The sequence below is a fragment of the Streptomyces enissocaesilis genome, assembly GCF_039533765.1.
Lineage (GTDB): Bacteria > Actinomycetota > Actinomycetes > Streptomycetales > Streptomycetaceae > Streptomyces > Streptomyces enissocaesilis.
The window spans coordinates 44,473-68,455 of the sequence record NZ_BAAAUD010000060.1; the positions used below are offsets into that span (position 1 = coordinate 44,473).

Annotated in this window: 18 protein-coding genes and 4 pseudogenes; 16 read left to right on the forward strand and 6 right to left on the reverse strand. The window is 69.8% G+C overall.

What is annotated here, in order from left to right:
* Nucleotides 1–113 precede the first annotated feature (113 nt).
* From ABD374_RS30265 to ABD374_RS30290, 6 genes are all read left to right on the forward strand, one after another.
* On the forward strand, nucleotides 114–1,598 hold the full coding sequence (locus ABD374_RS30265; RefSeq protein ID WP_344499591.1) for a sugar ABC transporter ATP-binding protein: 1,485 nt from the start codon (nucleotides 114–116) through the stop codon (nucleotides 1,596–1,598).
* Complete coding sequence (locus tag ABD374_RS30270; protein ID WP_344499593.1) at nucleotides 1,595–2,683, forward strand: ABC transporter permease; 1,089 nt, start codon at nucleotides 1,595–1,597, stop codon at nucleotides 2,681–2,683. The genes ABD374_RS30265 and ABD374_RS30270 overlap by 4 nt, the downstream gene beginning before the upstream one ends.
* The gene (locus ABD374_RS30275; RefSeq protein WP_344499595.1) at nucleotides 2,680–3,702 is read left to right on the forward strand and encodes an ABC transporter permease; all 1,023 of its coding nucleotides are present in this window, start codon (nucleotides 2,680–2,682) and stop codon (nucleotides 3,700–3,702) included. The genes ABD374_RS30270 and ABD374_RS30275 overlap by 4 nt, the downstream gene beginning before the upstream one ends.
* Nucleotides 3,699–4,934, forward strand: a complete 1,236-nt coding sequence (locus ABD374_RS30280) for a substrate-binding domain-containing protein (protein ID WP_344499597.1) — start codon at nucleotides 3,699–3,701, stop codon at nucleotides 4,932–4,934. The genes ABD374_RS30275 and ABD374_RS30280 overlap by 4 nt, the downstream gene beginning before the upstream one ends.
* Nucleotides 4,931–5,839, forward strand: a complete 909-nt coding sequence (locus ABD374_RS30285; RefSeq protein WP_344499599.1) for a sugar phosphate isomerase/epimerase family protein — start codon at nucleotides 4,931–4,933, stop codon at nucleotides 5,837–5,839. The genes ABD374_RS30280 and ABD374_RS30285 overlap by 4 nt, the downstream gene beginning before the upstream one ends.
* A gap of 89 nt (nucleotides 5,840–5,928) precedes the next feature.
* Complete coding sequence (locus ABD374_RS30290; protein WP_344499601.1) at nucleotides 5,929–9,402, forward strand: ThuA domain-containing protein; 3,474 nt, start codon at nucleotides 5,929–5,931, stop codon at nucleotides 9,400–9,402.
* Here the strand turns inward: ABD374_RS30290 and ABD374_RS30295 are convergent.
* On the reverse strand, nucleotides 9,356–9,877 hold the full coding sequence (locus ABD374_RS30295) for a DUF3459 domain-containing protein (protein ID WP_344499603.1): 522 nt from the start codon (nucleotides 9,875–9,877) through the stop codon (nucleotides 9,356–9,358). The genes ABD374_RS30290 and ABD374_RS30295 overlap by 47 nt on opposite strands.
* Nucleotides 9,878–9,903: 26 nt before the next feature.
* Here ABD374_RS30295 and ABD374_RS30300 point away from each other — a divergent pair.
* A pseudogene (locus ABD374_RS30300) lies at nucleotides 9,904–10,118 on the forward strand (hypothetical protein); the annotation flags it as partial.
* A gap of 316 nt (nucleotides 10,119–10,434) precedes the next feature.
* Here ABD374_RS30300 and ABD374_RS30305 read toward each other — a convergent pair.
* Entirely contained in the window at nucleotides 10,435–10,731 is a 297-nt protein-coding gene (locus tag ABD374_RS30305) for a putative quinol monooxygenase (RefSeq protein WP_344499605.1), read from the reverse strand.
* A 49-nt stretch (nucleotides 10,732–10,780) separates the two neighbouring features.
* Nucleotides 10,781–11,484: pseudogene (locus ABD374_RS30310) on the reverse strand (SDR family oxidoreductase).
* Nucleotides 11,485–11,614: 130 nt separating this feature from the next.
* Between ABD374_RS30310 and ABD374_RS30315 the strand changes: the two are divergent.
* Complete coding sequence (locus ABD374_RS30315) at nucleotides 11,615–11,971, forward strand: MerR family transcriptional regulator (protein ID WP_344499607.1); 357 nt, start codon at nucleotides 11,615–11,617, stop codon at nucleotides 11,969–11,971.
* 140 nt (nucleotides 11,972–12,111) lie between these two features.
* Here ABD374_RS30315 and ABD374_RS30320 read toward each other — a convergent pair whose 3' ends face one another.
* Complete coding sequence (locus ABD374_RS30320; protein WP_344499655.1) at nucleotides 12,112–12,492, reverse strand: acyl-CoA dehydrogenase family protein; 381 nt, start codon at nucleotides 12,490–12,492, stop codon at nucleotides 12,112–12,114.
* A gap of 419 nt (nucleotides 12,493–12,911) precedes the next feature.
* On the opposite strand from ABD374_RS30320, the pseudogene ABD374_RS30325 reads away from it, so the two are divergent.
* The 6 genes and pseudogenes from ABD374_RS30325 (at nucleotide 12,912) to ABD374_RS30350 (ending at nucleotide 20,427) form a co-directional block, all read left to right on the forward strand.
* Nucleotides 12,912–13,773: pseudogene (locus tag ABD374_RS30325) on the forward strand (CocE/NonD family hydrolase C-terminal non-catalytic domain-containing protein).
* A gap of 656 nt (nucleotides 13,774–14,429) precedes the next feature.
* Nucleotides 14,430–14,546: pseudogene (locus ABD374_RS30330) on the forward strand (IS5/IS1182 family transposase); the annotation flags it as partial.
* Between the two features lie 1,157 nt (nucleotides 14,547–15,703).
* On the forward strand, nucleotides 15,704–17,113 hold the full coding sequence (locus tag ABD374_RS30335) for a cytochrome P450 (protein ID WP_344499657.1): 1,410 nt from the start codon (nucleotides 15,704–15,706) through the stop codon (nucleotides 17,111–17,113).
* Nucleotides 17,114–17,238: 125 nt separating this feature from the next.
* The gene (locus tag ABD374_RS30340) at nucleotides 17,239–18,270 is read left to right on the forward strand and encodes a terpene synthase family protein (RefSeq protein WP_344499609.1); all 1,032 of its coding nucleotides are present in this window, start codon (nucleotides 17,239–17,241) and stop codon (nucleotides 18,268–18,270) included.
* A gap of 261 nt (nucleotides 18,271–18,531) precedes the next feature.
* Entirely contained in the window at nucleotides 18,532–19,764 is a 1,233-nt protein-coding gene (locus ABD374_RS30345; RefSeq protein ID WP_344499611.1) for a wax ester/triacylglycerol synthase domain-containing protein, read from the forward strand.
* 150 nt (nucleotides 19,765–19,914) lie between these two features.
* Nucleotides 19,915–20,427, forward strand: a complete 513-nt coding sequence (locus ABD374_RS30350) for a hypothetical protein (protein ID WP_344499613.1) — start codon at nucleotides 19,915–19,917, stop codon at nucleotides 20,425–20,427.
* 207 nt (nucleotides 20,428–20,634) lie between these two features.
* Here the strand turns inward: ABD374_RS30350 and ABD374_RS30355 are convergent, their stop codons facing one another.
* Together ABD374_RS30355 and ABD374_RS30360 are read right to left on the reverse strand one after the other, a co-directional pair.
* Nucleotides 20,635–20,937: a LacI family DNA-binding transcriptional regulator gene (locus ABD374_RS30355; RefSeq protein WP_344499615.1), complete on the reverse strand. Its 303-nt coding sequence runs from the start codon at nucleotides 20,935–20,937 to the stop codon at nucleotides 20,635–20,637.
* Nucleotides 20,922–21,389 carry an AlbA family DNA-binding domain-containing protein gene (locus tag ABD374_RS30360; RefSeq protein WP_344499617.1) on the reverse strand — a complete coding sequence of 156 codons (468 nt, stop codon included), beginning with the start codon at nucleotides 21,387–21,389 and terminating at the stop codon, nucleotides 20,922–20,924. Before ABD374_RS30360 ends, ABD374_RS30355 begins: the two co-directional genes overlap by 16 nt.
* Before the next feature lie 388 nt (nucleotides 21,390–21,777).
* On the opposite strand from ABD374_RS30360, the gene uppS reads away from it, so the two are divergent.
* Nucleotides 21,778–22,464 (forward strand): polyprenyl diphosphate synthase, encoded by a 687-nt coding sequence (gene uppS, locus ABD374_RS30365; protein ID WP_425577392.1) that lies wholly within the window; start codon nucleotides 21,778–21,780, stop codon nucleotides 22,462–22,464.
* Nucleotides 22,461–23,924: an oxygenase MpaB family protein gene (locus ABD374_RS30370; protein WP_344499619.1), complete on the forward strand. Its 1,464-nt coding sequence runs from the start codon at nucleotides 22,461–22,463 to the stop codon at nucleotides 23,922–23,924. Before uppS ends, ABD374_RS30370 begins: the two co-directional genes overlap by 4 nt.
* Nucleotides 23,925–23,983: the final 59 nt, after the last annotated feature.

The following is a 23,983-nucleotide window of genomic DNA, read 5'->3' on the forward strand; positions in this document are numbered from 1 at the left end:
CGTCTACGGACCAGGCTTTGTTCGAAAGTCGGGCAAAGCGGGGGTTCACGATGCTGTAAGCATTCGCGCTTCAAGTGTTGACAGGGCAAAGTCGGCTCGCAATCCTGCCGAACATGCTGAAGATGAGCAGTGTCTCGAAGAGCTTTCTCGGGGCGCGGGTGTTACACGGGGTGTCGCTCGACCTGGAACCGGGCGAGGTCCACGCCCTGGTCGGGGAGAACGGCGCCGGCAAGTCCACGTTGATGAAGGTGCTCGCCGGGGAGTACGCCCCGGACGAGGGCACCATCACCCTCGACGGCACCACCCGGGTCTTCTCCCATCCCGTGCAGGCGCAGGCCGCCGGAATCGCCCTCATCCACCAGGAGTTCGCCCTCCTGCCGTACCGCACCGTCGCGGAGAACGTCTTCCTCGGCCGTGAGCCGGTGCGGCGAGGGCTGGTCGACCGGCGGGCGATGGAGCGCCGCACCGCCGAGCTGCTCGCCGAGTTGGACGAGACCGGGATCGACCCCCGCATCCAGGTCAGGGAACTGTCGGTGGCCCGGCAGCAGACCGTGGAGATAGTCAAGGCGCTGGCCGCCTCCGACGTCCGCGTTCTTGTCATGGACGAGCCGACCGCACCCCTTGCCGACCACGAGGTGGAGCTGCTCTACGCGCTGATCCGCCGGCTCGCCGCCCGCGGCATCGGAATCCTCTACATCAGCCACCGCCTGCGTGAGGTCTTTGACCTCTCCCGGCGCATCACCGTGCTGAAGGACGGCCGCAAGGTCGCCTCCCTCACCACCGCCGAGACCACCCCCGACGAGGTGGTGCGAGCCATGGTCGGCCGTGAACTGCGCTCCTACTACCCGCCCCGCGCCCGCCCCGAGGAGATCGGTGAGCCGCTCCTGACCGTCACCGGCGCCGGCAACGAGCGCCTCACCGGCATCGGGCTGACCCTGCGCGCCGGCGAGGTCACTGGAGTCGCCGGCTTGCAGGGCTCGGGCCGCACCTCGCTGGTGCGGGCCCTGTTCGGCGCCGCACCCTTCACCCGCGGCCGGATGACCGTCGCCGGCCGGCCGCTGCTGCCCGGCAGTCCGCGGCAGGCGATCCGCGGCGGCGTCGCGCTGGTCACCGAGGACCGCAAGGCCGAGGGCCTGGCCCTGCGCCAGTCCGTGCGCGACAACGCCCTGCTCGTCACCCGGGCGGTGGCCGGTGTCGGGACACGGGAGGTCGGCGGACTGCTGGAACGGGTCACGCTGCGCTCCCGCGGTCAGGACCAGGAGGTGCGCTACCTCTCCGGGGGCAACCAGCAGAAGGTGGTCATCGCCAAGTGGCTCGCCGCCCGCCCCCGGGTGCTCCTGTTCGACGAACCGACCCGCGGTGTGGACGTCGGCGCGAAATCCGCGATCCACACGCTCGTGCGGGAACTCGCCCGGGAAGGGCTTGCCGTGCTCATCGTCTCCTCCGAACTGCCCGAGCTGATCGGGATGAGCGACCGGATCCTGGTGATGGCCGACGGAGCGCTGGTGGGCGAACTGCCCGCGGGCGCCGCCGAGGAAGACGTCATGCGGCTGGCGACCGGCGACACCGCCGGACCCTACGAGGGGAGCGCCGCATGACGGCCGTCCCCGGCGGATCCGCAGCGCCGGTCGCGACCCGCAGACCGACCGCCCTGGGCCGCATCCGCCTCGGCGACCCGGTGGTCGCCGTGTGGCTGGCCGCCCTCGCGGTCACCCTCGTCGGCTGGATCGCCGTGACCGCCGACGGCGGCGACTTCATGACGCAGTCCACCGCCACGGGCATCCTCCAGAACTCGGTCGCCCTGGGCCTGGTCGCAGTCGGCCAGTCAGTGGTGATCGTCACCGGCTCCCTCGACCTCTCCGTCGCGTACCTCGTCAGCCTCGGCACGCTCGTCGCCGCGGAGATGATGGAGAGCGGCGGCGTCCTCACCGCGATCCTGGCGGTCCTCGCGCTGTCCGCCGCCGTCGGCGTCGCGAACGGGCTGATCGTCACCGGCCTGAAGGTCAACGCGTTCATCGCGACGCTCGGCATGGCGTTCATCCTGCGCGGCTACATCGAGGACACCTATACCGGACCCGCGGGCCACGTGCCCGCCTCCTTCCGGCGCCTGGGCTACGACCGCATCGGGTTCGTGCCCGTCTCCGTCCTGCTGCTGATCGCGGTCGCCGTCGTCGCCTGGCTGATCACCAGACGCACCCGCGTCGGCCACCACATGTACGCCACCGGCGGCGACGAGCACGCCGCCCGGCTGTCCGGCGTGCGCACCGGACGCGCCGTCGTTCTCGCGCACGTGCTGTGCTCGCTGTGCGTCGGAGCGGCCGCCCTGTTCCTCGCCGCCCGGCTCGGCGCGGGCGCCCCCTGGGCGGGCACGGACGCCCGCTACGACCTGGAGTCCATCGCCGCCGTCGTGCTCGGCGGCACGGCCCTCGCCGGCGGACGCGGCGGAGTGACCGGAACCCTCGGCGGCGTCCTGGTCCTCTCCGTGCTGGACAGCATCTTCAACCAGCTCTCCGTCGACCCGTTCTTCAAGAACGTCGTCCGCGGCGTCGTCATCATCGCCGCCGTCGCCCTCTACGCCCGGCCCCGCTCGGGCCGGGCCGCCGGACGGCCGCGCCGCACCGGCCGGGGACGGGCGAAACAGGGCGGGGCGCCGGGCGTCCCGGGGCAGGAGCAGTCCGCATGACCACCACCGGGACCGTCACCCCGAACACCGCCGTGCGAGCGGTCCGGCGCCTGGGCACCGGTGCCCCCGTCTACGCCCTCCTCGTCGGCCTGCTCGCCGCCCTGGCGATCACCGACCCCGGCTTCTACGAGCCCGACAGCTTCCTCGCCTTCGTCAAACGAGCCGCCCCGCTGGTGATCCTCGCCGCGGGCCAGTACCTCGTCATCGTCTCCGGCGGCTTCGACCTCTCCGTCGGCGCCGTGGTGACCGCCGCAGTGGTGGCCGGGGCCGAGTTCTACGGCTCCTACCCGGACACCCCCTGGCTGCTCGTGACCGCAGGACTGCTGGCCGCCGGAGCGGTGGTGGGGCTGACCAACGGACTCATCACCACCAGGCTCCGGGTGCCGTCGTTCATCACCACCCTCGGCATGATGCTCATCCTCGAGGGTGCCGTCTTCTACTGGACCGGCGGCTCCCCGCAAGGCGTACTTCCGCAGAGCTTCAGGGAGTTCGGCCGCGGCACCGCGGGCGGCTGGCTGCCGTGGGCCGTTCCCGCCTGTGTCGTGGTCGGCGCCGCCGCGGTGTGGCTGATGCGTTCCGACTTCGGCCGCACGCTTCTCGCCACCGGGGACAGCGAACGCGCCGCGAACCTGGCCGGCGTACGCGTCCCCCGCGCACGCACCCTCGCGTTCGTGCTCTCCGGCGCGGCCGCCGCGCTGGCGGCCGTGCTCGTCGCGGGCTTCTCCGGCGTCTCCGCCCAGGCCGGCCGCGGCCTGGAGTTCGAGGCCGTCACCGCCGTCGTGCTCGGCGGGGTCCTCCTCGGCGGGGGCCGCGGATCCGTCGTGGCCGCCATGGCCGGGGCGTTCTCCCTCCAGGCGCTCTTCACACTGCTCAACCTGCAGGGCGTGTCCGGCGCGCTGGAGTCCACCGTCCAGGGCGTCATCGTCATCGCGGCCGTCGGGCTCGGAGCCACCGGGCGTCCGGGACTGAACCGCCTGCGCCGTCACCGTTCACAACCCTCCGGAGGCACCTCCTCATGAGCCGCGCACTTCATACCGGACGACCCGGTGGCCGGGCCCGCCTGGCCGCGTCCCTCGCCGCGCTGCTGGCCGCGGCGCTGCTGTCCGCCTGCTCCTCCGACGTGCCCCAGGACGACGCGGCGGGCGGCGCCACCGCCTCGAAGCAGTCCCGGAACAGCGGCGAGGAGTCGAAGTTCTTCGACCGGGCCGACTACGAACGCCAGCTCGCGCTCGCCGGGACGACACCGCAGGGCCCCGCGGGCAAGCCGTGGGAGCAGATGCTGAACCCGGAGATGACCGACACGTCGAAGTACGCCAAGAAGGGCGGCGCCAAGGACGTCCACCTCTGCTTCTCCAACGCGGGCGTCTTCAACCCCTGGCGGCAAGTGGGGCTCAAGAGCATGAAGGCGGAGGCGGAACTGCACGAGGAGATCACCGACTTCACCGTCCTGGACGCGCAGGGCAAGGACGACAAGCAGATCTCCGACATCCAGGAGCTGTCCGGCCAGGACTGCGACGCGCTGATCGTCTCGCCCAACACCACCGCCACCCTCACCCCCGCGGTGCAGGAGGCGTGCGGCAAGCTCCCGGTGATCGTCTTCGACCGGGGTGTGCAGACCGACTGCTCGGTCACCTTCATCAGCCCCATCGGCGGCTACGCCTACGGCGCCGCGGCGGCCGGCTTCCTCGTCGACGAGGTGGACAAGGGCGGGAAGATCGTCGCGCTGCGCATCTCGCCCGGCGTGGACGTCCTGGAGACCCGCTGGGCCGCCGCGAAGAAGGCGTTCGACAAGGCCGGACTCGAGGTGGCCGAGGTGGAGTTCACCGACGGCGACCCGTCGAAGACCAAGTCGATCGTCTCCGACGCCCTCTCCCGGCACGGCACGATCGACGGGGTGTGGATGGACTCCGGTGCCACCGCCGTCGCGGCCGTCGAGGCGTTCGAGGACGCCGGCAAGGACGTCCCGCCGATCACCGGCGAGGACCAGCAGGACTTCCTCCAGGCATGGAAGGACAAGGACCTCACCGCCATCGCGCCGACGTACCCCACCTTCCAGTGGCGTACGCCCGTCATCGCCGCGCTGCGCGTCCTGGGCGGTCAGGAGGTGCCGAAGCAGTGGACCCTGCCGCAGCCGGTCGTGACACAGGAGAGCTTCGACTCCTACTACAAGGAGGGCATGCCGCCCCTGCACTACGGCGCCTGCGGCTGCGAGAAGCTTCCCGGCTACCCCGGCGACTGGGGCGGCAAGTGAGGCCGACCGTCAGGCGTGCGATCGGCGCCAATCCCTGGATCTGGCACTCACCGGTCACCGGGGAGGCGCTGGCCGAGGTACTGCCGCGGCTGGCCGGGTGGGGCTTCGACTGCGCCGAACTGCCGCTGGAGCAGCCCGGTGACTGGGCCCCCGCGACCGTCGCCAAGCTGCTGGGTGACCAGGGCCTCACGCCCGCAGCGGTGATCGCGGTGATGGCGCCGGGACGCGACCTGGTACGCGCCCGGCCCGCCACACTCCGCCGCACCCAGGACTACCTACGGACTTGCGTCGACACGGCTGCCCAGGTCGGCGCCCCCGTCGTGGCCGGACCCGTCTACGCCGCGGTCGGCCGCACCTGGCGAATGGACGATGCCGAGCGGGCGGCGGCGTACGAGCAGTGGCGGGAGAACATCGCGCCGGTCGTCACGCACGCCGCCGAGGCCGGTGTCCGGATCGCCGTCGAGCCGTTGAACCGGTACGAGACGAGCCTGTTCAACACGATCGCCCAGACGGTGGCGGCGATGGACGGGCTGCCCGCCCGCACCATCGGCGTCGCCCTCGACACCTACCACCAGAACATCGAGGAGCGGTCACTGCCGGACGCCGTACGCCGGGCCACGGGCCGCATCTTCCACGTCCAGGTGTGTGCCAACGACCGGGGCGCCCCCGGTGACGACCACCTGGACTGGCCGGGCTTCCTCGACGCCCTGGACGACGAGGGACACCAGGGACCGCTGTGCATCGAGTCGTTCACCGCCCACAACAAGACCATCGCGGTCGCCGCCTCCGTCTGGCGTCCGCTCGCCCCGAGCCAGGACGCCCTCGCCACCCGTGGCCTCGCCTTCCTGCGAGAGGCCGAACGCCGCCCCACCCGCGCCGCCTTCCCGAGCCCGCCGCCGGCCTAGAGCCGGTTCGGCACTCGTGTTCCCCGCACCGTGCCCGAAGTCCGCAGGATCCATCCCCTTATCCGATCCCACGACCGCAGGAGCCGTACATGAGATCAAGAATGGCGAGATGGGCGCTGAGCTTAGCCAGCCCGGTCCTCCTCGTGGCCGGCCTGGCCGCGCCGGCCTCCGCCCATCCGGAGGGCTTCCATGTCCTGTTGTTCACGAAGACCGCGCCCGGCGCCTACCGGCACGACTCCATCCCGGCAGCCGTCACGATGTTCGACCAGGTGGCCGCCGAGCGCGGGTGGGAGCTGACCAAGAGCGAGGACGCGGCGGTCTTCAACGACGCCGACCTGGCCGAGTACGACGTGGTCGCCATGGTCCAGACGTCCGGCATGGTCTGGGAGACCGATGCCCAGCGCCAGGCCGTGCAGAAGTACGTGCGCAACGGCGGCGGCATCGCGGCCGTCCACAACACGCTCGACATGGGCATCGAGAACGACTTCCCGTGGTGGGACCAGCTGGTCAACGGCGGCGCCCACATGCCCGCCCACTCGCCCGGGAGTCTCAAGGGCACCGCCAAGGTCGCCGACCGGGTCCACCCCTCCACGGCGCACCTTCCTGACCGCTGGGAACGCACGGAGGAATGGTACAACTTCGACCCCAACCCGCGCGGTGACGTGCACGTCCTGGTCACCGCCGACGAGACCACGTACGACCCGGGCAGCGAGGCCATGGGTCCCGACCACCCGATCTCCTGGTGCCGCGACGCCGAGGGCGGCAGCGTGTGGGCCACCGCCATGGGCCACGACGCGGCCAGCTACTCGGACCCGCTCTTCCGCAACCACGTCGTGGGCGGCGTCGAGGCCGCGGGCGGCAAGGTCAAGGCGGACTGCGGCCCCACGACCTGGGCCGACTACGAGAAGGTCCCGCTGGACGAGAACACCGTGGGCCCGGCCGCCCTGGACATCGCCGACGACGGCCGGGTGTTCTACGCCGAGTACGGCGGCAGGGTGAAGGTCCACAAGCCCGGCACCGGCGACGTGCTCACCGCCGCCACGCTCGACGTCTACACCGGCGGCGAGGACGGACTGACCGGCCTCGCACTGGACCCGGACTTCGCCGCCAACGGCTGGATCTACCTGATGTACTCGCCGGCCGGCGGCACCGAGGACATCGCACGCGTGTCGCGGTTCACCGTCAACGGCGACACCCTCGACAAGGCCAGCGAGAAAGTCGTCATGAGGGTCCCCTCGTCACGCCAGTCCCCGGAACCCGGGCACACCGGCGGTTACATCACCTTCGGACCGAACGGCAACCTGTACATAGGCACCGGTGACGACACCGAACCGTTCCGCTCCGACGGATACGCGCCGATCGACGAGCGCCCGGGACACGCCGACAACGATGTCCAGCGCACTTCGGCCAACACCAACGACCTGCGCGGCAAGATCCTGCGCATCCACCCCGAGGCCGACGGCACCTACACCGTCCCCTCGGGCAACATGTTCGCGCCGGGCACAGCGAAGACCAAGCCCGAGATCTACGCCATGGGCTTCCGCAACCCCTTCCGGTTCTCCGTCGACCCGGCCGACGGCACGCTCTACGCCGCCGACTACGGGCCGGACGCGGGCTCCGACAACGCCGCCCGGGGACCGGCGGCGATCGTCGAGTGGAACGTGATCAAGCAACCGGGCTTCTACGGCTGGCCGTACTGCGTCGGCGACAACATCCCCTACCGGGACTACAACTTCGCCACCGGCCAGTCCGGCGGCAACTTCAACTGCGCCGCTCCGGTCAACGACTCGCCCAACAACACCGGCCTCACCCACCTTCCGGCGGCCAAGAAGGCGGACGTCTGGTACGGCAACGGCGTCAACGGCGGGAAGTTCCCGGAGATGGGCGACGGCGGTGAGGCTCCCGCCGCCTTCCCCGTCTACCACTACGACCCCGACAACCCGTCGGAGACGAAGTTCCCGGCCTACTTCGACAAGACCCCGTTCTTCGGCGAGTGGTCCCGCAACAAGCTGCACGAATTCCGGCTGGACGACGACGGGAAGCTGCTCAAGATCAACGATTTCCTGTCGAACCTGAGCTTCAAGTCCCCGATGGACATGAAGTTCGGCCCCGACGGAGCGATGTACCTGCTGGAGTGGGGAAGCGGTTTCGGCCGGGACAACCCGGACTCCGGCCTCTACCGCATCGACTACTCCTCCGGTGACCGGCGTCCCCTCGCCAAGGCCACCGCGACCCCGACGTCCGGACCCGCGCCGCTGACGGTGAAGTTCTCCGGTGAGGGCTCGCGCGACCCGGAGGGCGGCACGCTCTCCTACCACTGGGACTTCGGTGACGGCGCGACCTCCGACCAAGCGTCCCCCACGCACACCTACACCGCGAAGGGACAGTTCACCGCCCAGCTCACCGTCACCGACACCGGCGGCCGCACCGGCACCGCCAACCTGACCGTGACCTCCGGCAACACGGCGCCGGCCGTCAAGCTCTCCCTGCCGAACGGCGGCATGTACGACTGGGGCGACCGGATCCCGTACACGGTGAACGTCACCGACCCGGAGGACGGCACCATCGATTGCACCAAGGTCAGGACCGTGCCCTCGCTCGGACACGACGAACACGCGCACGACACCGACGCGATCACCGGGTGCTCGGGCACCATCGTCCCGGAGACGGACACCGCCCACGCCGACCTGGACGTGTCCTACGTCGCCACTTCCACCTACACGGACAAGGGAGTTTCCGGAGCGCCCGCACTGGCCGGCAGCGCCAAGGCGCTGCTCCAGCCCAAGCACAAGCAGGCCGAGTTCTACACCCGGCAGTCCGGGGTGCGGGTCGTCTCCCAGGGCGGCGCCGAGTCCGGTGGCCGGCTCGGTGACGTCAGCAACAACGACTGGGTCTCCTACTCCCCGGTCAACTTCACCGGCATCGACAAGGTCTCGCTGCGACTCTCCTCGCCCTCGGGCGGTGGAACGGTCGAACTGCGCGACGGCTCGCCGACCGGCGCGCTGATCGCCACGGTGCCGGTCCCGAGCACCGGCGGCTGGGACACCTACCAGAGCACACCGGCGGTCGACGTCACCAAGCCCAGCGGGACGACGGAGCTGTACCTGGTCTTCAAGACGTCCTCGGACAACTCGTACGACGTCGACTCGATGACCTTCGTCGGGGCCGGTGTCGGACAGGACGGGCCGTCCGCCGCGAAGCAGATCAAGGGCGTCGGCGGCAAGTGTGTCGACGTGGACGCCTTCGGCTCGGTGAACGGCGCCAAGGTGCAGCTGTGGGGCTGCAACGGCGGTGACAATCAGAAGTGGCAGACCACGGGCGCCACACTGCGGTCGATGGGCAAGTGCCTCGACGTGGACGCCTGGGGTACGGCCGACGGGACCAAGGTCCAGCTGTGGGACTGCCACGGCGGCGCCAACCAGGACTGGTCCGTGCAGTCGGACGGCACCATCCGCAACCGCGGCGTCTGTCTGGACACCACCGGCGGCAGCGCGGCGGACGGAACCCAGCTGATCATCAACCAGTGCGACGGCCGCGCGTCCCAGAAATGGACGGTGACATGACCGGACCGGGCTGATCGACCGGCGCGGAGCGGGGACCGGCCCTTGCTCCGCGCCTGCCGCGCACGCTCGTCAGCACCACTTTGCTGCCGGCCGGCAGCGGGTACGGCTCGGTGCCGAAGTTGACCACGCAGGCGAAGCCGTTCCCGCGCTCGAAGAACAGCACGCTTTCCGGCACGTCGAGCCACCGGAAGGCGTCTTTGGCCAGGCCGGGCCCGGCTCTGCGGATGCACAGCGCACGGCGGTGCAGCGCGGGGGGCGAGTCGACGTCGGCCCACAGCTCGGAAACCGCGTACTTGGCGAACCGCTCCGGTTGCGGCAACCACGGGGCGACCGCCGCGTCCGGCGGTGAGAAGCCGAAGGCGGCTGACTCCCGGGTCCACGGCAGCGGCACCCGGCAGCCGTCCCGGCCCGCGTCCACCCCGTTCGTCCGGATCCAGTTCGGGTCCTGGCGCGCGGCGTCGTCGAGATCGAGCACCTCGGGCAGCCCGAGTTCCTCACCCTGACCTGCAGACCCGGTTGCGGGAGGCCGAGACCCACCTGGAGCACCTCACGATCACCCGCAAGACCGTCACCGGCCTCGCAGACCGACTCCCCACCGTCCCACCGGACCTGCCCGAGCACCCGGACTGCCCCGCCTCCTCGCCGCCTTCAAGCACGCGACCGGACCGCTACGGGCCCAGGACATCCGCGAAGCCCGCGGCCACGAACCGCTGCCGATCGTCAGCCGCGAGGTCCTCACCGCGATGCTCCCGAACGTCAACTACTCCCTCACCCCCCTGGGCGATACCACGGGCGACCACCTCATGGCCTTCATCGACCACATCGAAGCCAACATGCCCGCAGTCCTCGCCTCCCAGGAGAAGCACACCGCCACAACCCCGGCCTGGCCCCCGCCTCACAGCCGGATCGCCCGCACGCCAGAACCTGGTCCTGCGGTGCCCGGCCGCAGGGAGCGACCGCCGCGGCCCCGCCTGGCACCCGGACCGCGGCCGAGTCGGACGCGGTCCGGGTGCCTGCCGACGCCGGCAGTGGTCAAAGAACGCGGGAGACGCGGGTTCCGCGTCCTTCGCCGGCGAGGAGCGGCATCATCTCCTGGAACAGGCTGCTGAGGTGTTCGCTGGCGAGGTGGGCGTCGAGAGACGCCTGGTCGCGCCACTCCTCGATGAGGATGATGTGGTGATCGTCGTCCAGGTCGTGCAGGAGTTCATAGCGCAAGCAGCCGTCTTCGGCGCGCGTGCGCTCCACGACGCTCTGGATCAAGGAGCGGACCTGGTCGGCCTTGCCCTCGATGGCGTTGCTCTCAGCGATGATCATGACGGTGTCGTTCATGGTTCCTTCTGGTTTTTGTGGGGAAAGCGGTGGGGCGGCGCGGGATGGATCAGGTGGCGAGCAGCTGCTGTTGGAACTCCGCGGGGTCGGCGGCCAGGGACGCCTCGACTTGGGCGCTCCACTCATCGACGACGACCTCGATGAGGCCCTTCCCGACGCCGTCGAGTGCGGCGCGCGCGGCGGCGGGGCCGGTGAGGGGGCCGTCGTAGTCGGCTCCGGCCATGATGCCGGTGTCGGCGGCCCCCAGGACGACGCCGGTGACGAGCGTGTTCTGCCGTGCGAGTTCCAGGCGGATGCCGTTGGTCATGCTCCACTCCGCCGCCTTGGCCACTGTGTCGGTGTTGCTGCCGTCGTAGGAGAACCACGACAGGGCCGAGAGCACGTTCACGATCGCGCCTCCGCCGTTGGCGGCCAGGGCGGGGGTGAAGGCGCGGACCATGTTGAGGTTGCCCCACAGGTGCGTGTCGAGTTCGCGCCGGATGGCGTCGAGCTGGCTGCCCAGGAGGTTGGTGCCGGTGGAGATCCCGGCGTTGTTCACCAGCAGGTCGACGTCGGTGGCCGCCGCTGCGGCCACGATCGACGCGGGGTCGGTGATGTCGAGCCGCAGGACTTCCACGCCCGGCAGATCAATGCTGCCGGGGCGCCGGGCGGTCGGTAGACCTTCGCGCCGCGCTCGACGAGCTGCGCGGCGAAGTGACGCCCGATCCCGCGGTTCGCGCCGGTCACCAGCGCTGTCACTCCGGGGACGTTCATGCGGGTGTCCTTTCGATGAGGCCGGAACAGGTGAGGCCGGTTTGTGGATCCCGCATGGATTGCGGTGGTATTGCTAACCTAAAACCTGACGTCAACGTGAGATACAAGCGGAAGGGAAGTGATCTGCGTCATGCGCATCGGGCAGCTCGCCAAGCGCTCCGGGGTCAGCGTGCGCGCCTTGCGCTACTACGAGGAGCAGAACCTTCTCGAGTCGGCACGGACATCCGGCGGCCAGCGCGACTACCCCGAAGACGCCCTGGACCGCGTCCAGCTCATTCAGGATCTGTTTGCCGCCGGCCTCTCCAGCCGGACCGTCGTCGAGCTGTTGCCGTGCGTGAGCACCGGTACGGCGACTCCCGACATGCTCGGGCAGCTCACCACCGAGCGGGACCGCATCGCCGAGCGCATCCAGGACTTGTCCCGAGCGAAGAGCAAGCTCGACCGCGTAATCGAAGACGTCGTCGCAGCGGGCGTCGTCAAGGCGTGACGGCGCTCGGAGCTGTGCCGGTTCGCCCGGCAGGCTCGCGGCGCGCCTCCTGTTGAGCCGGAACCGGAGCACCGGTCCAGCGTGGACACCGTCCGAGCAACTGCGGCTCCGGTCTCCGCAGATGCTGCGGTGCGGGTGTGTCAGCGTGTGGTGAGGGCGAAGTCGGATTCGCGGCGGCGCAGTTCGGCTGCGGCGATGGTGCGCTTGTGTACTTCGTCCGGGCCGTCGGCGATCCGCAGGTGTCGCTGATGTACGTACATCTCGGCGAGTGGGGTGTCGATGGACATGCCGGCCGCTCCGAAGACCTGGATGGCCCGGTCGATGATCCGGGCGGCGATGGTGGGGGCGGCGATGGTGGGGACGGCGATGGTGGGGACGGCGACCTTGGCGGCGGCGATCTCGACGCGTGCGCCCTTGTTGCCCACTGTGTCCGTCAGCCAGGCCGCCTTCATTGTCAGCAGGCGGGCCATTTCCAGGTCGATGCGCGACTCGGCGATCCAGTCCTGGATGTTGCTGCGCAGTGCAAGTAGCGCCTCTCAGGACTGGCCGCCCCGGGCTTCCCGCTCGCTCTCGGGGCCACCGGTGAAGAAGTCGATGAAGCTGACTTCTCAAGGCGATGCGGGACAACCCGTTCAAGGACTCGGACCCGGATGCCATCTTCGGGCCGCGCGCCGAGGTCTTCATGAGCCCGGACGTGAGCGAGGTGACGGTGCCGCTCCGGGCCGTCGCGGCGACCACCCACGTGAGCCACCTCCACCAGCTCGGCAGCAGCGAGACGTACCCGCACACCCAGACGCCGCACAAGAAGCTCGACTTCTGGGAGGACTGGCTGGTCAAGTCCTATGCCGAGGAGTCCGTGGCCGACCACATGGCCTTCTTCGACCACTGGCTCAAGGGCATCGACAACGGCATCATGGACAAGCCGCCGGTGCGGCTGGAGATGCGCACCGGCAACGGCGCCTCCTCCATCCAGGAGGAGGACGAATGGCCGATCGCGCGGACCCGCTACACCACGTGGCACTTCGACGCCGCCCCCTCCGACTGGAGCGGCGACGGCTTCCCGCGCATCTCGCCGACGCCGCCGAGCGAGGAGGCCCGCACGAGCTGCTCCGCCGAGGTCCAGCTCGCCGATCCGACGCTCGGCCCCGAAAGCCTGCGCGGCGACGCGGAGTCGACGGCGACCGACTCCCGAACTACCGGGGTCTCCTTCATCAGCGACCCCATGACCGAGGACCACGCCCTCGCGGGCTACGGAAAGGTCAAGCTGTGGGTCTCCGCGGACCGCGAGGACATGGACGATCTACGTCTCACTCCGCGTCATCGACGAGAAGAACGGAAAAGTCGACTACTCCGGTCCCACGACGATGGGCCTCAAGACCCGCCACTACCCGGTGGCCAAGGGCTGGCTCAAGGCGTCGCACCGCAAGCTCGACCCCGAGCGCAGCACCGAATACGCACCGAAACACACCCACCTCACGGCCGACCACGCTCCGCCGGCCGCCGGTGAGATCGTCCCCGTGGAGATCGAACTCATCCCGCACACCGCCGTCGTACGCGAGGGCCATCGCATCGGCATCGACATCCAGCCCTACGACGGCCAGGGCCACGGCACACACCACGCGTACGACCCGAGCTACCACACCGGTGCGACCAACACCGTCCCCACGGGCCCGAACACCTCGGATACGTACAACTGCCGGTCGTTCCCCGCCGACTCCCTCGTTGATACAAGCCGCACCGTACCGGCAGAATCTGGGCGCGCGGCGCACTGCCCTACGCGCCGATGGCACCACGGGAGGTAGAGGATTGCGACGCCGCTCGTCCGGGCGGAAGGAGCTGAGGAGGGCGCGTCGATCGCTCCCATGAGTGGACGCGGGCGGGTCCGTCCAGTAGACGGTGTAACTGGGTTGTACTTGTGGATCAGATTCGGTTGTTGGTGAGGCGGCCGTCGGAGTCGGTCACTCATTCTCCCCCCACGGGCGCGTGCCCGGGTCGGAGTTCGATGAGGTCTCAGTCCACCTGTGATTGGCGCCACCTCTACACGGCCTGACTCCGCCATGTCGTATCCCGCGAAGGGGGCCGCCATCTCCACAACCAGGCACCAGCCCGAACCGGTCGTGATGTGCGTGGCAACCCCCTCGCTGTCGATCAGTCACACGTCCAGCGGGCCGGACGGAGCCTCTGAGCCGTACAGGTGCCACGAGGCGGCTACGCGCTCAAGACGCCGCCCGACCAGGTAGTCAGGACGCACACCGACCCCGTACAACGGGCACTCGCTCACCCTCTTCGATTCCACCCGCCGACCGTACCGGGAACCCCTCACCGCGTGGCCCGCGCTACATCGGGTCCAGGTCGAGGTAGTCCAGGCCTTCGATGGACTGGCCGTGGAAGAACCGGGCTTCCTCGGGGACCTCGTTGGCCGCCCGTCCTGCCGCACGCACGCGTGGAGTGGGTCACCATGCTGATCGTCACCCGTGAGGGCGACCGGCGCTGCAAGCTCCGTCCGTCCCAGGGCGCGATGGTCGCACTGGTGTACCTACGCGAACACACCACTGTCGCGAAGATCCCGCCAGGGTGCCCCCGCCCTGCTGACCCACCCGGAAACCGTCACCCTGGCCCGCGCACTCGCCGCCCTTCCGAACCGGCCACACCGCGACACCGGCAAGGCCCTCGACCTCATCGCCCAGCGACTCGGACTGCCCCGTCCGGCAAGCAACGCGAACGATCCCCTCCGGGCCTTCCTCACCCACACACGCCACTGACCAGCACCATCCGGAACCTCAAGCTCCCAGAGGGCACAGCCTCCTGTAGACGCACCACCACACCTACGAGAAAGCCAAGATCAATCCCACACAACTACCGGGTCGCAGGCCAAGCCCCCGAACAACCAAACCGAACACGCCCCCAAGCCACGCCCACCACGTCCGGACGCAACCGCTTCACCCGTCCCGAATAAGACGACGAGGCCGGCCCGCGTCGTCGGCGTATCGCGTCTTCGGTCCGCTCTTCTGTGGCCGTGCGGGCTTGCTGATCCTGCTTCGCAGCGGGCGTCGGTGTTGTTGAGGTTCATGAGAGACCCGGGGCGGGCTCTTCAGGAAATCTTGTGCCACAGAGGAACGAGAGCAGCGCCGGCCCGGCCCGGTGGGTGAGATGCGGTGTGGGCGTGTGGACCGCCGACCTCGAGGCGGACCCAGGCGCGTGCCCAGGGCGTCGGCAGCGCGGACGAAGGCCAAGCGCAGCGATTCGACGCGGGAGTCGGCGGCGGGCGGGCGATGCCTTCCGGACAGGAGGCATCACCCGGCGACTGCGTCGGTCCCCCCTGGGTGGGACAGCGCTTCTAGCCAAACTGCGCCGGGCTAGACGCTCCGGCCCTCCCGCCTCGCAAGTTGTTAAGAGTTTAAACGACCATTTTCGGCTTATTTGGCATTAGGGCACGTGTCCACCCATTTCACCGGCCCGCTTTTTCGCCGAGGATGTCTGGGTCGGTAACAGTCCTTTTCCCGCGGACCACCACCCGGCGCGCACCCTCCGCTGTGTCTTCCTCGTTCCGAGACGGTGTCGCCGGTCATCAGGTCTGCGTGCGCGGTGGTGTCGTCCGCACCGTCGCGCTCCGAGAGAGACCGTCGGCTCTTTCCAGGGGGTCGTCGAAGCATGCGAAACCGCGCATTTCCGTGCCGAAGAAGGGCGATTTCGGTGACACCTCTGCAGGGCGATGAAAGCCGGCAGCCAAGCATGTCTCCCACCTCGGCGACGAGTGAGGTCCCAGGGGCTCTGCCGCTGCTCGGCCACGCGTTGCGAGTCTTGAAGGATCCGCTGGGGTTCTTGAGGTCGCTGCCTGCCCATGGCGACCTTGTCCAGGTCAAGGTCGGAGGGTGGCGTGGGTACGTGGTGTGTCATCCCGACACGGCGACTCGAGTCCTGCTGGACGACCGTACCTTCGACAAAGGCGGACCGGTTTACGACGGGGTCCGGGAGTTCCTGGGCAACGGGATGGCGACCTGTCCGCACCGTGACCACCGCCGTCAACGCCGCCTCCTCCAGCCTGCCTTCGGTCAGGACCGATTGCCCGGATACGCGGCGGTGATGAGCACTCACATCGATGAGGTGACCGGCTCATGGCGTGAGGGGCAGATCATCGACACGGCCAAGGAGATGTACGCCATCACCATCGGTGCCACCGTCGGCACCCTGTTCACCACCGGGCTCAGCGAACCGGAGACCGCGGAACTGCAGGATGCGCTGGACTCTGTCCTCACCGGGGCGTTCCGGCGGATGTTCATGCCAAAGCTCCTGCGGAAGCTTCCCACGCCGGGGAACCGGCGCTACGCGCGGGCGAGCACACAGCTCCGATCGACGGTCCACCGGATCATCGGCGACTACCGGCGCGGTGACACCGACCAGGGGGACATTCTGTCGATGCTCCTGGCGGCCCGTAATCAGGACGGCACCGGCGGCCTGACCGACGCCGAGGTCTACGAGCAAGTCGTCAGCCTCCTGATGGCAGGGGTCGACACGACCGCGACGGCCTTGACGTGGTCCTGTCATCTACTGGCCCGCCACCCCATTGTCCAAGAGCGGGTCCACGTCGAAGCCCGCAGCGCACTGCACGGTCGGGAAGCGCGCTGGGACGACCTGCCCCGGCTCGAACTGACCCACCACGTCATCAGCGAAGCGCTGCGCCTGTATCCGCCCGGTTGGGTGTTCACCCGAACCGTCACCCGCGATACCGAGCTCGCCGGGCACTCTCTCCCTTCCGGCGCCACCCTTGTCTTCAGCCCGTACCTTCTGCAGCACCGGGCCGACCGGTTCCCCGATCCCGAACGCTTCGCCCCCGACCGCTGGTTCGGACCCACCGCGTCCAAGCGCCCTCGCGACGGCTACCTGCCCTTCGGCGCCGGCGCTCGCCAATGCATCGGCAACGAGTTCGCCATCACCGAAGCCGTCTTGGCCCTGGCCACAATCGTCGACCGTTGGCACCTGGCAGAAACCACCTCGGCCTTCCCACGCCCGTTACCCCGCATGGCCCTTATCCCCGCGCCGGTTCCTCTCCGCCTTCGCCGCCGCGACCACGAGCCCGCGCTCCCTGCGAACCAGCCGAACCAGCCGAACCAGCCGAACCAGCCGAACCGGACGCAGCCCTGACGGCCTGCCCCACGGGTCCACCGCACGGACCGCGCTGACGCCGTTGCCGGTCCAGGCCCAGCGAACCGCCCTGAGCGCAGCGCCGCTGTACATCCCGTTCCCACTGGCTACGCGGAAGGCAGGACATGTCCCAGCACACGGAATTCACTATTCCGTTCGCTTCGACGGCGCCAGGCGCCGATGTGGACCGGGCACGGCAGGTGAACATCCAGTGGGCGGTGCGCCACGCGCTGCTGGGCAGCCCTGAAGCCGTCACCCGCTACACCGGGTGGAGACTCCCGGAACTGGCCGCACGCTTCCACCCTCACGCCACGGGAGACGACCTGGTCCTGGCCGCAGACCTTCAGTGCTTCTTCTTCCTGTTCGATGACCAGTTCGATGCTCCCGAAGGACTGCGGCCCCAGGCCGTGAAAGCGTCCATGCAACTTCTGGACCTGCTGCACCAGTTGCCCGGCACACGTCCCGCCTACGCCACACCCGCCACCCTGGCCTGGGCCGACGTCTGGGAGCGCTCGTGCGAGGGAATGTCACCCGCGTGGAAAGCACGAGCAACGCACGAATGGGCCCGGTACTTCGTCGGGAACCTCATGGAGGATCTCAAACGGCGCAACCACCCCATTCGGACCCTGGAGGAGTACGTCGTGTTCCGTCGGCAGACCATAGCCACCGGCCCGGTGTACGACATGTCTGAGCGCGTCCAGCACTTCGAGATCCCGGTGGGAGCCTTCCACACCCCCCAGATCCAAGGGATGCGTGACCTGGCCACCGATGTCGTCACCTTGTGCAACGACGTTGCCTCGGTGAGCAAGGAAGAGACCCGCAGCGAAACGCTCAACTCGGTCCTGCTCCTGGAAAGCACGGCGGACACCACACGCGAGGACGCCATCCGGCAGATCGAGAAGCTCGTCAGCGACAAAGTCCGTGCGTTCCTCACCCTCCAGGAGGAACTCGACGACGCGCTCGCCCAGATGCACGTGGGCGAAACGCAGTGCCGTGACACCCACCGCTATGTCCGGGACGCTCTGCACTCCATGATGCGCGGCAATTACGACTGGCAACGCAGTACCGACCGCTACAGCGCCACGTCACAGCGCGACCTGCGACCCGCCGACGTCCCCAACTACTACGACGACCTGGTCTCACCCATGGAGAGATAGTGCGACCTGTCCCAGGGTGGAGAGCAAGGCGCTCTGCCAGTGGCGGGGTGCGGAGCGTCGCGACGAGGCAGACCGGCGGCCCGGTACCTGCCCGCCTTCGCCCCGGCTGCGCGCCCGGCCGGGCTGCGCGTGTCCGAGGGGCGCCGACTGCTGGAACCCGAAACCGCCTGGCCCGGTCCGTACGCGAGTACTGACCTCGGACACTTCCGCCCCCGCCCTTTCCACCGCCCCCGGGCAGTGCCCGACCTCAGAGAGAACACGATGCCCCAGCCCTTCAACCGCCCGCGCCCCCTCGATGTAGCTGTGCACGGCGATCCGTCGATGCGCATCGGGTTGCTGCTCCGCCTGGCCGGCACCGCGCCCTCCGTCGACGCGCTCCGCGCCCATGTCGCCGAACGCATGCACGCGCTGCCCGCACTCGGCACCACCCTGTGTGACAGCGGCCCGCAGCCCCGCTGGGACACCCTCGCCCCCGACCTGAATCTCCATGTCCGAAGCCACCTCGTGCCGCCCGGCTCGTCCGTGGAGTCCGCACTGCAGCACCTTCGCGACGCCTCCTGGCCACGGCACGCACCGCTGTGGGATCTGACCCTCGTCCACGGCTACGCCGGGGACGAGTACGGTCTCTTCTACCGCACCCACCACGCCGTACAGGACGCCGCGGGGATCGTCTTCGCCGTGGAGACTCTGCTCAGCGCCACCCCTGTCCCCCTTGAACGGTCCTCCGCCGTCTCCCGGAGCCTCGACGCCGCCCCGCCGCCTTCCCTGCGGCACAAGGCCGCAGCCGTCAGGAGGCTGGCCCGGGCCACGGCGAAATCCACCCGATGGCCACACCCTCACTACCACCACTCCACCGAACGCACCTTCCGCTGGACCAGCGTCCCCGACACGGCTCTGCGCTCAGCCGCCACACCACACGGCGGAACCTGCAACGACGCCTTCATCGCCGCGCTCGCCCTCGCCGTCCTGGCGTGGGAAGCCGAACACCACCCCCAGCCCCCGCAGAACGAGCTGGCGATCGCCATCCCCGTCAACCTCCGGCACCCGCAGGAAAACAACGCACCCGGTAACTACGTCATCCCCGTACAACTCAGACTGCCAGGGCTGGCCATGCCACTGCCCGACTACGTGCGGGAGACAGTACGAGCCACCGCCTGGGTGAAGAAACCACAGCACTGCACCGCGCTGCGCAGCATCACCGACGCCATTCCGCCATCGGTCTACCGCAAGTCCATCGAACGCCTCATCAGCCCCCGGTATGCCGCGGTGGCCGCCTCCCAGTTCGTGATGCGCAACCCACTCGCCTACAAGAACGATCCCGTCCGTACGATCATGCCGCTGACGGTGCTTCCCCGCGGCGCCCCCCTCTCCGTCGTCCTGGTCCGCTACCAGGGGACCTCCACAGCGTGCTTCGTCACCGACTCCGCGCTGCCGGGCATGGACGCCCTCCACCACCACTGGCAGAAGATCCTGCAATCCGGACTCGCCGATTGACAGCCCCCTGTAGGCGACCACGGCCCGGCTGGGACCAGAGCCTGCGGCCGGCCTGGTCCTCGCGCGTCCACGCGCGCCATCCAGATCGCCGGAGCCGGCACTCACACGCCGTGTCCCACCCAGGCGTCGGCCTCGAAGGTGCCGGTGCTGTTGTTGGAGACCGACCGCCGAACCGAGGACGCCCACGACCTGGTGCACAAGCTGCGCCGGTACTGGGAGCTCGTGCGCCGCCTCGCGAAATCAGCTCGCCGACAGGCTTTTCAGACGCCCTCCAGTCATGTGACGAGCCGGAAGTGGCCCACTCCGACGGGTGCCGGCCTGTGCGAGAGGAACGGAACATGGGAATGGCAGCGCGGGCACGCGCGGTGCGCAAGCGGGCGGTCCTGGCGGGCAGACACGCTCACGACCCGCCACTACGAGCAGATCGTTCTCCAGCTCACCGGTCACGCCCGCGCCGTCGACGTACGACGCCGCGCCGACCAGCTGCCCAAGGACGGTGGACCCAAGGCGCTCGCCGGCATCGTCTTGCTCGATGCAGAAGGCCGGCTGTCCGCAGCGCTGGAGGGCACCGTGCGCTGCGTCCAGAACCGCGCCCGCCTCGTCCGCGCCCCCTGCGAACGCCTGGACCGTCTGGACGCCGCCGCGCTCACTCAGGCCGTCTGAACCGCCCCCGCTGCACCAGGGCGGCGGCCACGGTCTCCAGCACGGCACGCTGCCGCGGGTCGATGGGCACGTCGGCCTGGCGCAGCGAGCGAAGCGCGGGCCTGCAATGGGCCGGGACGGGGGCTCCACTTCGGCTTCGCCCTCGGCCCGGACCGGTTCTGTGCCCAGCCGGCCCCGGGCCGTCTGAACCGGGTGGCGAGCCTCCACTCAGGTGGACTCCCGCACTACCAATTCGTTCGGCATGATCACCGGTTCTCCGGTCTGTCCTGCCAGCAGACCGAGCAGGAGGCGGACGGCGGCCAGGGCTTGGTCCGCCATCGGGCTGCGGACCGTGGTCAGCGCCGGGGCGCTGTAGGCAGCGGCCTCGATGTCGTCGAAGCCGACCACGGCCACGTCGTCCGGTACACGCCGCCCCGTCTCTCTCAATGTCCGCAGAGCACCGATCGCCATGAGGTCGTTGGCCGCGAACACCGCGTCGGGGGACGGCTCGTCGGTCAAAAGCTGACGCATGGGACTGCGACCGTGTCCGGTCGGACCGAACCGGGCTTCCCCACCGGCGCCGGGACGGCGAAGAGCGTGTCGGGGGCCTGCACGGGGACGTCGGTGAACACCACCCGCTCCTCCTGGCCAGACCAGTCGACCCGGATCCCGCGCGGCGAAGGCGTGATCCGGGCGCGGACCAGCTTGCGAATCTGGTCCGGGTTCACCGCTGCCGGCTCGACTCCCACGATCCGGTGGAGGATCCCCTCGTCGTGCTCCATGCGGGTAGCGATGACGATGACGCCGCCGCCCCCGTTGGCGAAGGCGCACACATCCTTGGCGAGCTCTTCGGCCGCGCCCGGGTCCGTCAGCTGGTATGGCGCGGCCTTCGCGTCGAGCCACTGCGTCCCGCGCAGTTCGAGAAGGGAGCCCGGCTCATGAGCATCCGGCGCGGCCGGCGCGCTCTTCGGATCCGTCGGCACCCCGGCAGTGTCCACCGGCACATCCCCTCCGGACGCCGGTCGATCGCGGTCACCGGAGGAAGCCACCGATGCCGAAACGAGGGAATCGGGCGTATGAGCCAAGGGTGACGGCCACCCGTTTGGCCGGTCAGGACCCTTTCGGGCCGTCAGACTCCTGGGAGGGAATGCTCCAGTGGGGCATGGGTGTGGGCGAGACGGGGTGGGCGTGACCGAGCGCGGTAGGGCCGACCGTGCCGCTCCGGGCGATACGGGGCTGGATGTGACGGATCACGGCGTCCCGCGCGCACGCGCGGCGACGGGGGACCGGCCGGGCGGGCGACAGTACGGCGACGAGCAACGGCAGGACGACGGGCCTGCGCGTGCGGTGCCGCGGCACGTGGCCTGCGTGATGGACGGCAACGGCCGGTGGGCACAGCATCGTTCGCTCCCCCGCACAGCGGGCCACCGGGCCGCGGAGACCACCGTCATCGACATCATCGAGGCGGCCCGGGCCGCCGGCGTCGAGTGGCTCAGCCTGTACGCCTTCTCCACCGAGAACTGGAACCGTCCCGGCACCGAGGTCGACTACCTGATGCGTCTGGTCCGCCGGGTCGTGCGCAAGCACGCGCCGCTGCTGCTCGCCCGCGGCATCCGCTGCCGCTTCCTCGGGGCCGCAGACCCGCGCATCCCCCGGGAACTGGCCCAGGACTTCGACGACCTGGCGGAGCTGACCGCCGACAACCGGGGGATGACGCTGACCGTCGCCTTCGACCACGGCGGGCGCCAGGACATCGTCGAGGCCACCAGGTCGCTGATCCGCAGCAAGACGCCCGCCGACGAGGTGACCGAGCGGCTCTTCGCGGACCACCTGCCATTCCCCGACACCCCTGATGTGGACCTGGTCATCCGCACCTCCGGCGAGCAGCGCATCTCCAACTTCATGCTCTGGCAGGTCGCCTACGCCGAGTGGGTCTTCCCCGAGGTGCTCTGGCCGGACTTCCGGGCCCCCGACTTCGTCGCCTGCCTGCACACCTACCGGTGCCGCGACCGCCGCTTCGGCGGCGTGCCGCCCCGGACGAACGGAGACCCATCATGACGAACGGAACCACGGGAATGACTGACGAGACGCCCCTGTTCGGCTCGGAATCGCAGTTCAGCGCCTTCTTCGACGACCCGCGCTGGGCGCTGGCCATGATCCGCGCCACCGTACTGGAGGCCGCTCACCCGCAGATCGGCGCCGCCCTCGTCGACAACTCCACCTTCGTCGCCCACCCCTGGCGCCGCCTGCGCAACACCTTCCTCAGCATGCGGCGCATGTTCGGCGCCGACCCGGTGGTACGCGAACGGGAGGCCGCCCGGCTCAACCGGCTGCACGCACGCATGAGCGGCTCCGACCCCCGCGGCCGTGCCTATGACGCGATGGACCGGACGGCCCGCGCCTGGGTGGTCGCCACCCTCTTCGAGAGCGCCGTCACCATGTGCCGGCTGAGCGGCCAGCCGCTCGACCAGGACACGATGGAGCGGATGTACGCCGAGTACCGCGCGTTCCTCGCCGCGCTCGACGGCGACGCCGCGGAACTCCCCGAGGACCTCCACGACTTCTGGCGGTACTTCGACCGGGTCGTCGAGGACGAGCTGGAGAACACCGAGGCGGCCCGCGTCATTCTCTACCGGCTCTTCGACCACCTGCCCGCCCCGGCGCTGCTCGAGGGCGCGCCGACGCTGTGGGCGGCCGGCCGGGCCGTCGCCGGTCCGCTCCTCGGCGCGATCACCGTCGCCTCGCTCCCCGAGCCGTACCGGCGCCGGGCCGGCCTGCCGGAGATGCCCGGCGCTCCCACTCTCATGCAGGGCGCCTACCTCGCCGCCGGGCTCGCCCGCTTCCTGCCCGAGGGCTGGATCAACGCAGAAAACATCATCGAAGTCCTCTCCCTCTCACCTGGCAGCGACGACCCCCGCGCCCGGACCGTGACCGCCCTACGCGCCCGCATGAAGCGGGCATCGGCCCTGCTCCGCCTCCTCGCACCGCTGGGCGGCGACCCCGATCCGGACCCGGTGCCTTCGGCAGGCACGGGGGAGAGCCGACGCTCGGCGGAGGAGTTCTTCCGCCAGGTGCTGGACCAGACCGGCGACGGCCACCTCGACTGGCCCGACCTCGCCGCCATGGCCCGCGAACTCTCCACCCGCCTCGACCTGGACGAACCCGAGGAGACCCGGCTCTACGACGCCTTCGCCGCCTGGTGGCGCGAGCTCCAGGCCGCCCTCGACACGGACGGCGACGGCCGCGTCAGCGCCGACGAGTACGCCACCGCCGTCCCCTCCCTCGCCGGACCCGCGCTCATCCGCGTCGCCGAGGTCCTCTTCGACGCCACCGACAAGGACGGCAGCGGGACCATCGACGCCGACGAGTACCGGACCCTCTTCCGCACCGCCTTCCACCGCGACCTCACCACCACCGACGGCACCTACGGCCGAAGCGCCTTCGTGGGTGACTTTCTCTCCTTCATGTCGGGCCGACGCACGAGCACTCCGTACGGCCCCCTCCTTGCCGACGCCTGAGAGCTCGTGGCACGATCTTGTTGAGGTCTGCCGGTCCTGTCTGACAGGTGCGACGATTC

Excerpts from the sequence above, each read along its gene's own strand:
- ABD374_RS30265 (WP_344499591.1), top strand. The coding sequence starts at position 114 with ATGCTGAAGATGAGCAGTGTCTCGAAGAGCTTTCTCGGGGCGCGGGTG.
- ABD374_RS30270 (WP_344499593.1), top strand. The coding sequence starts at position 1,595 with ATGACGGCCGTCCCCGGCGGATCCGCAGCGCCGGTCGCGACCCGCAGA.
- ABD374_RS30275 (WP_344499595.1), top strand. The coding sequence starts at position 2,680 with ATGACCACCACCGGGACCGTCACCCCGAACACCGCCGTGCGAGCGGTC.
- ABD374_RS30280 (WP_344499597.1), top strand. The coding sequence starts at position 3,699 with ATGAGCCGCGCACTTCATACCGGACGACCCGGTGGCCGGGCCCGCCTG.
- ABD374_RS30290 (WP_344499601.1), top strand. The coding sequence starts at position 5,929 with ATGAGATCAAGAATGGCGAGATGGGCGCTGAGCTTAGCCAGCCCGGTC.
- ABD374_RS30305 (WP_344499605.1), bottom strand. The coding sequence starts at position 10,731 with ATGAACGACACCGTCATGATCATCGCTGAGAGCAACGCCATCGAGGGC.
- ABD374_RS30315 (WP_344499607.1), top strand. The coding sequence starts at position 11,615 with ATGCGCATCGGGCAGCTCGCCAAGCGCTCCGGGGTCAGCGTGCGCGCC.
- ABD374_RS30335 (WP_344499657.1), top strand. The coding sequence starts at position 15,704 with ATGTCTCCCACCTCGGCGACGAGTGAGGTCCCAGGGGCTCTGCCGCTG.
- ABD374_RS30340 (WP_344499609.1), top strand. The coding sequence starts at position 17,239 with ATGTCCCAGCACACGGAATTCACTATTCCGTTCGCTTCGACGGCGCCA.
- ABD374_RS30345 (WP_344499611.1), top strand. The coding sequence starts at position 18,532 with ATGCCCCAGCCCTTCAACCGCCCGCGCCCCCTCGATGTAGCTGTGCAC.
- ABD374_RS30355 (WP_344499615.1), bottom strand. The coding sequence starts at position 20,937 with ATGCGTCAGCTTTTGACCGACGAGCCGTCCCCCGACGCGGTGTTCGCG.
- uppS (WP_425577392.1), top strand. The coding sequence starts at position 21,778 with ATGGACGGCAACGGCCGGTGGGCACAGCATCGTTCGCTCCCCCGCACA.
- ABD374_RS30370 (WP_344499619.1), top strand. The coding sequence starts at position 22,461 with ATGACGAACGGAACCACGGGAATGACTGACGAGACGCCCCTGTTCGGC.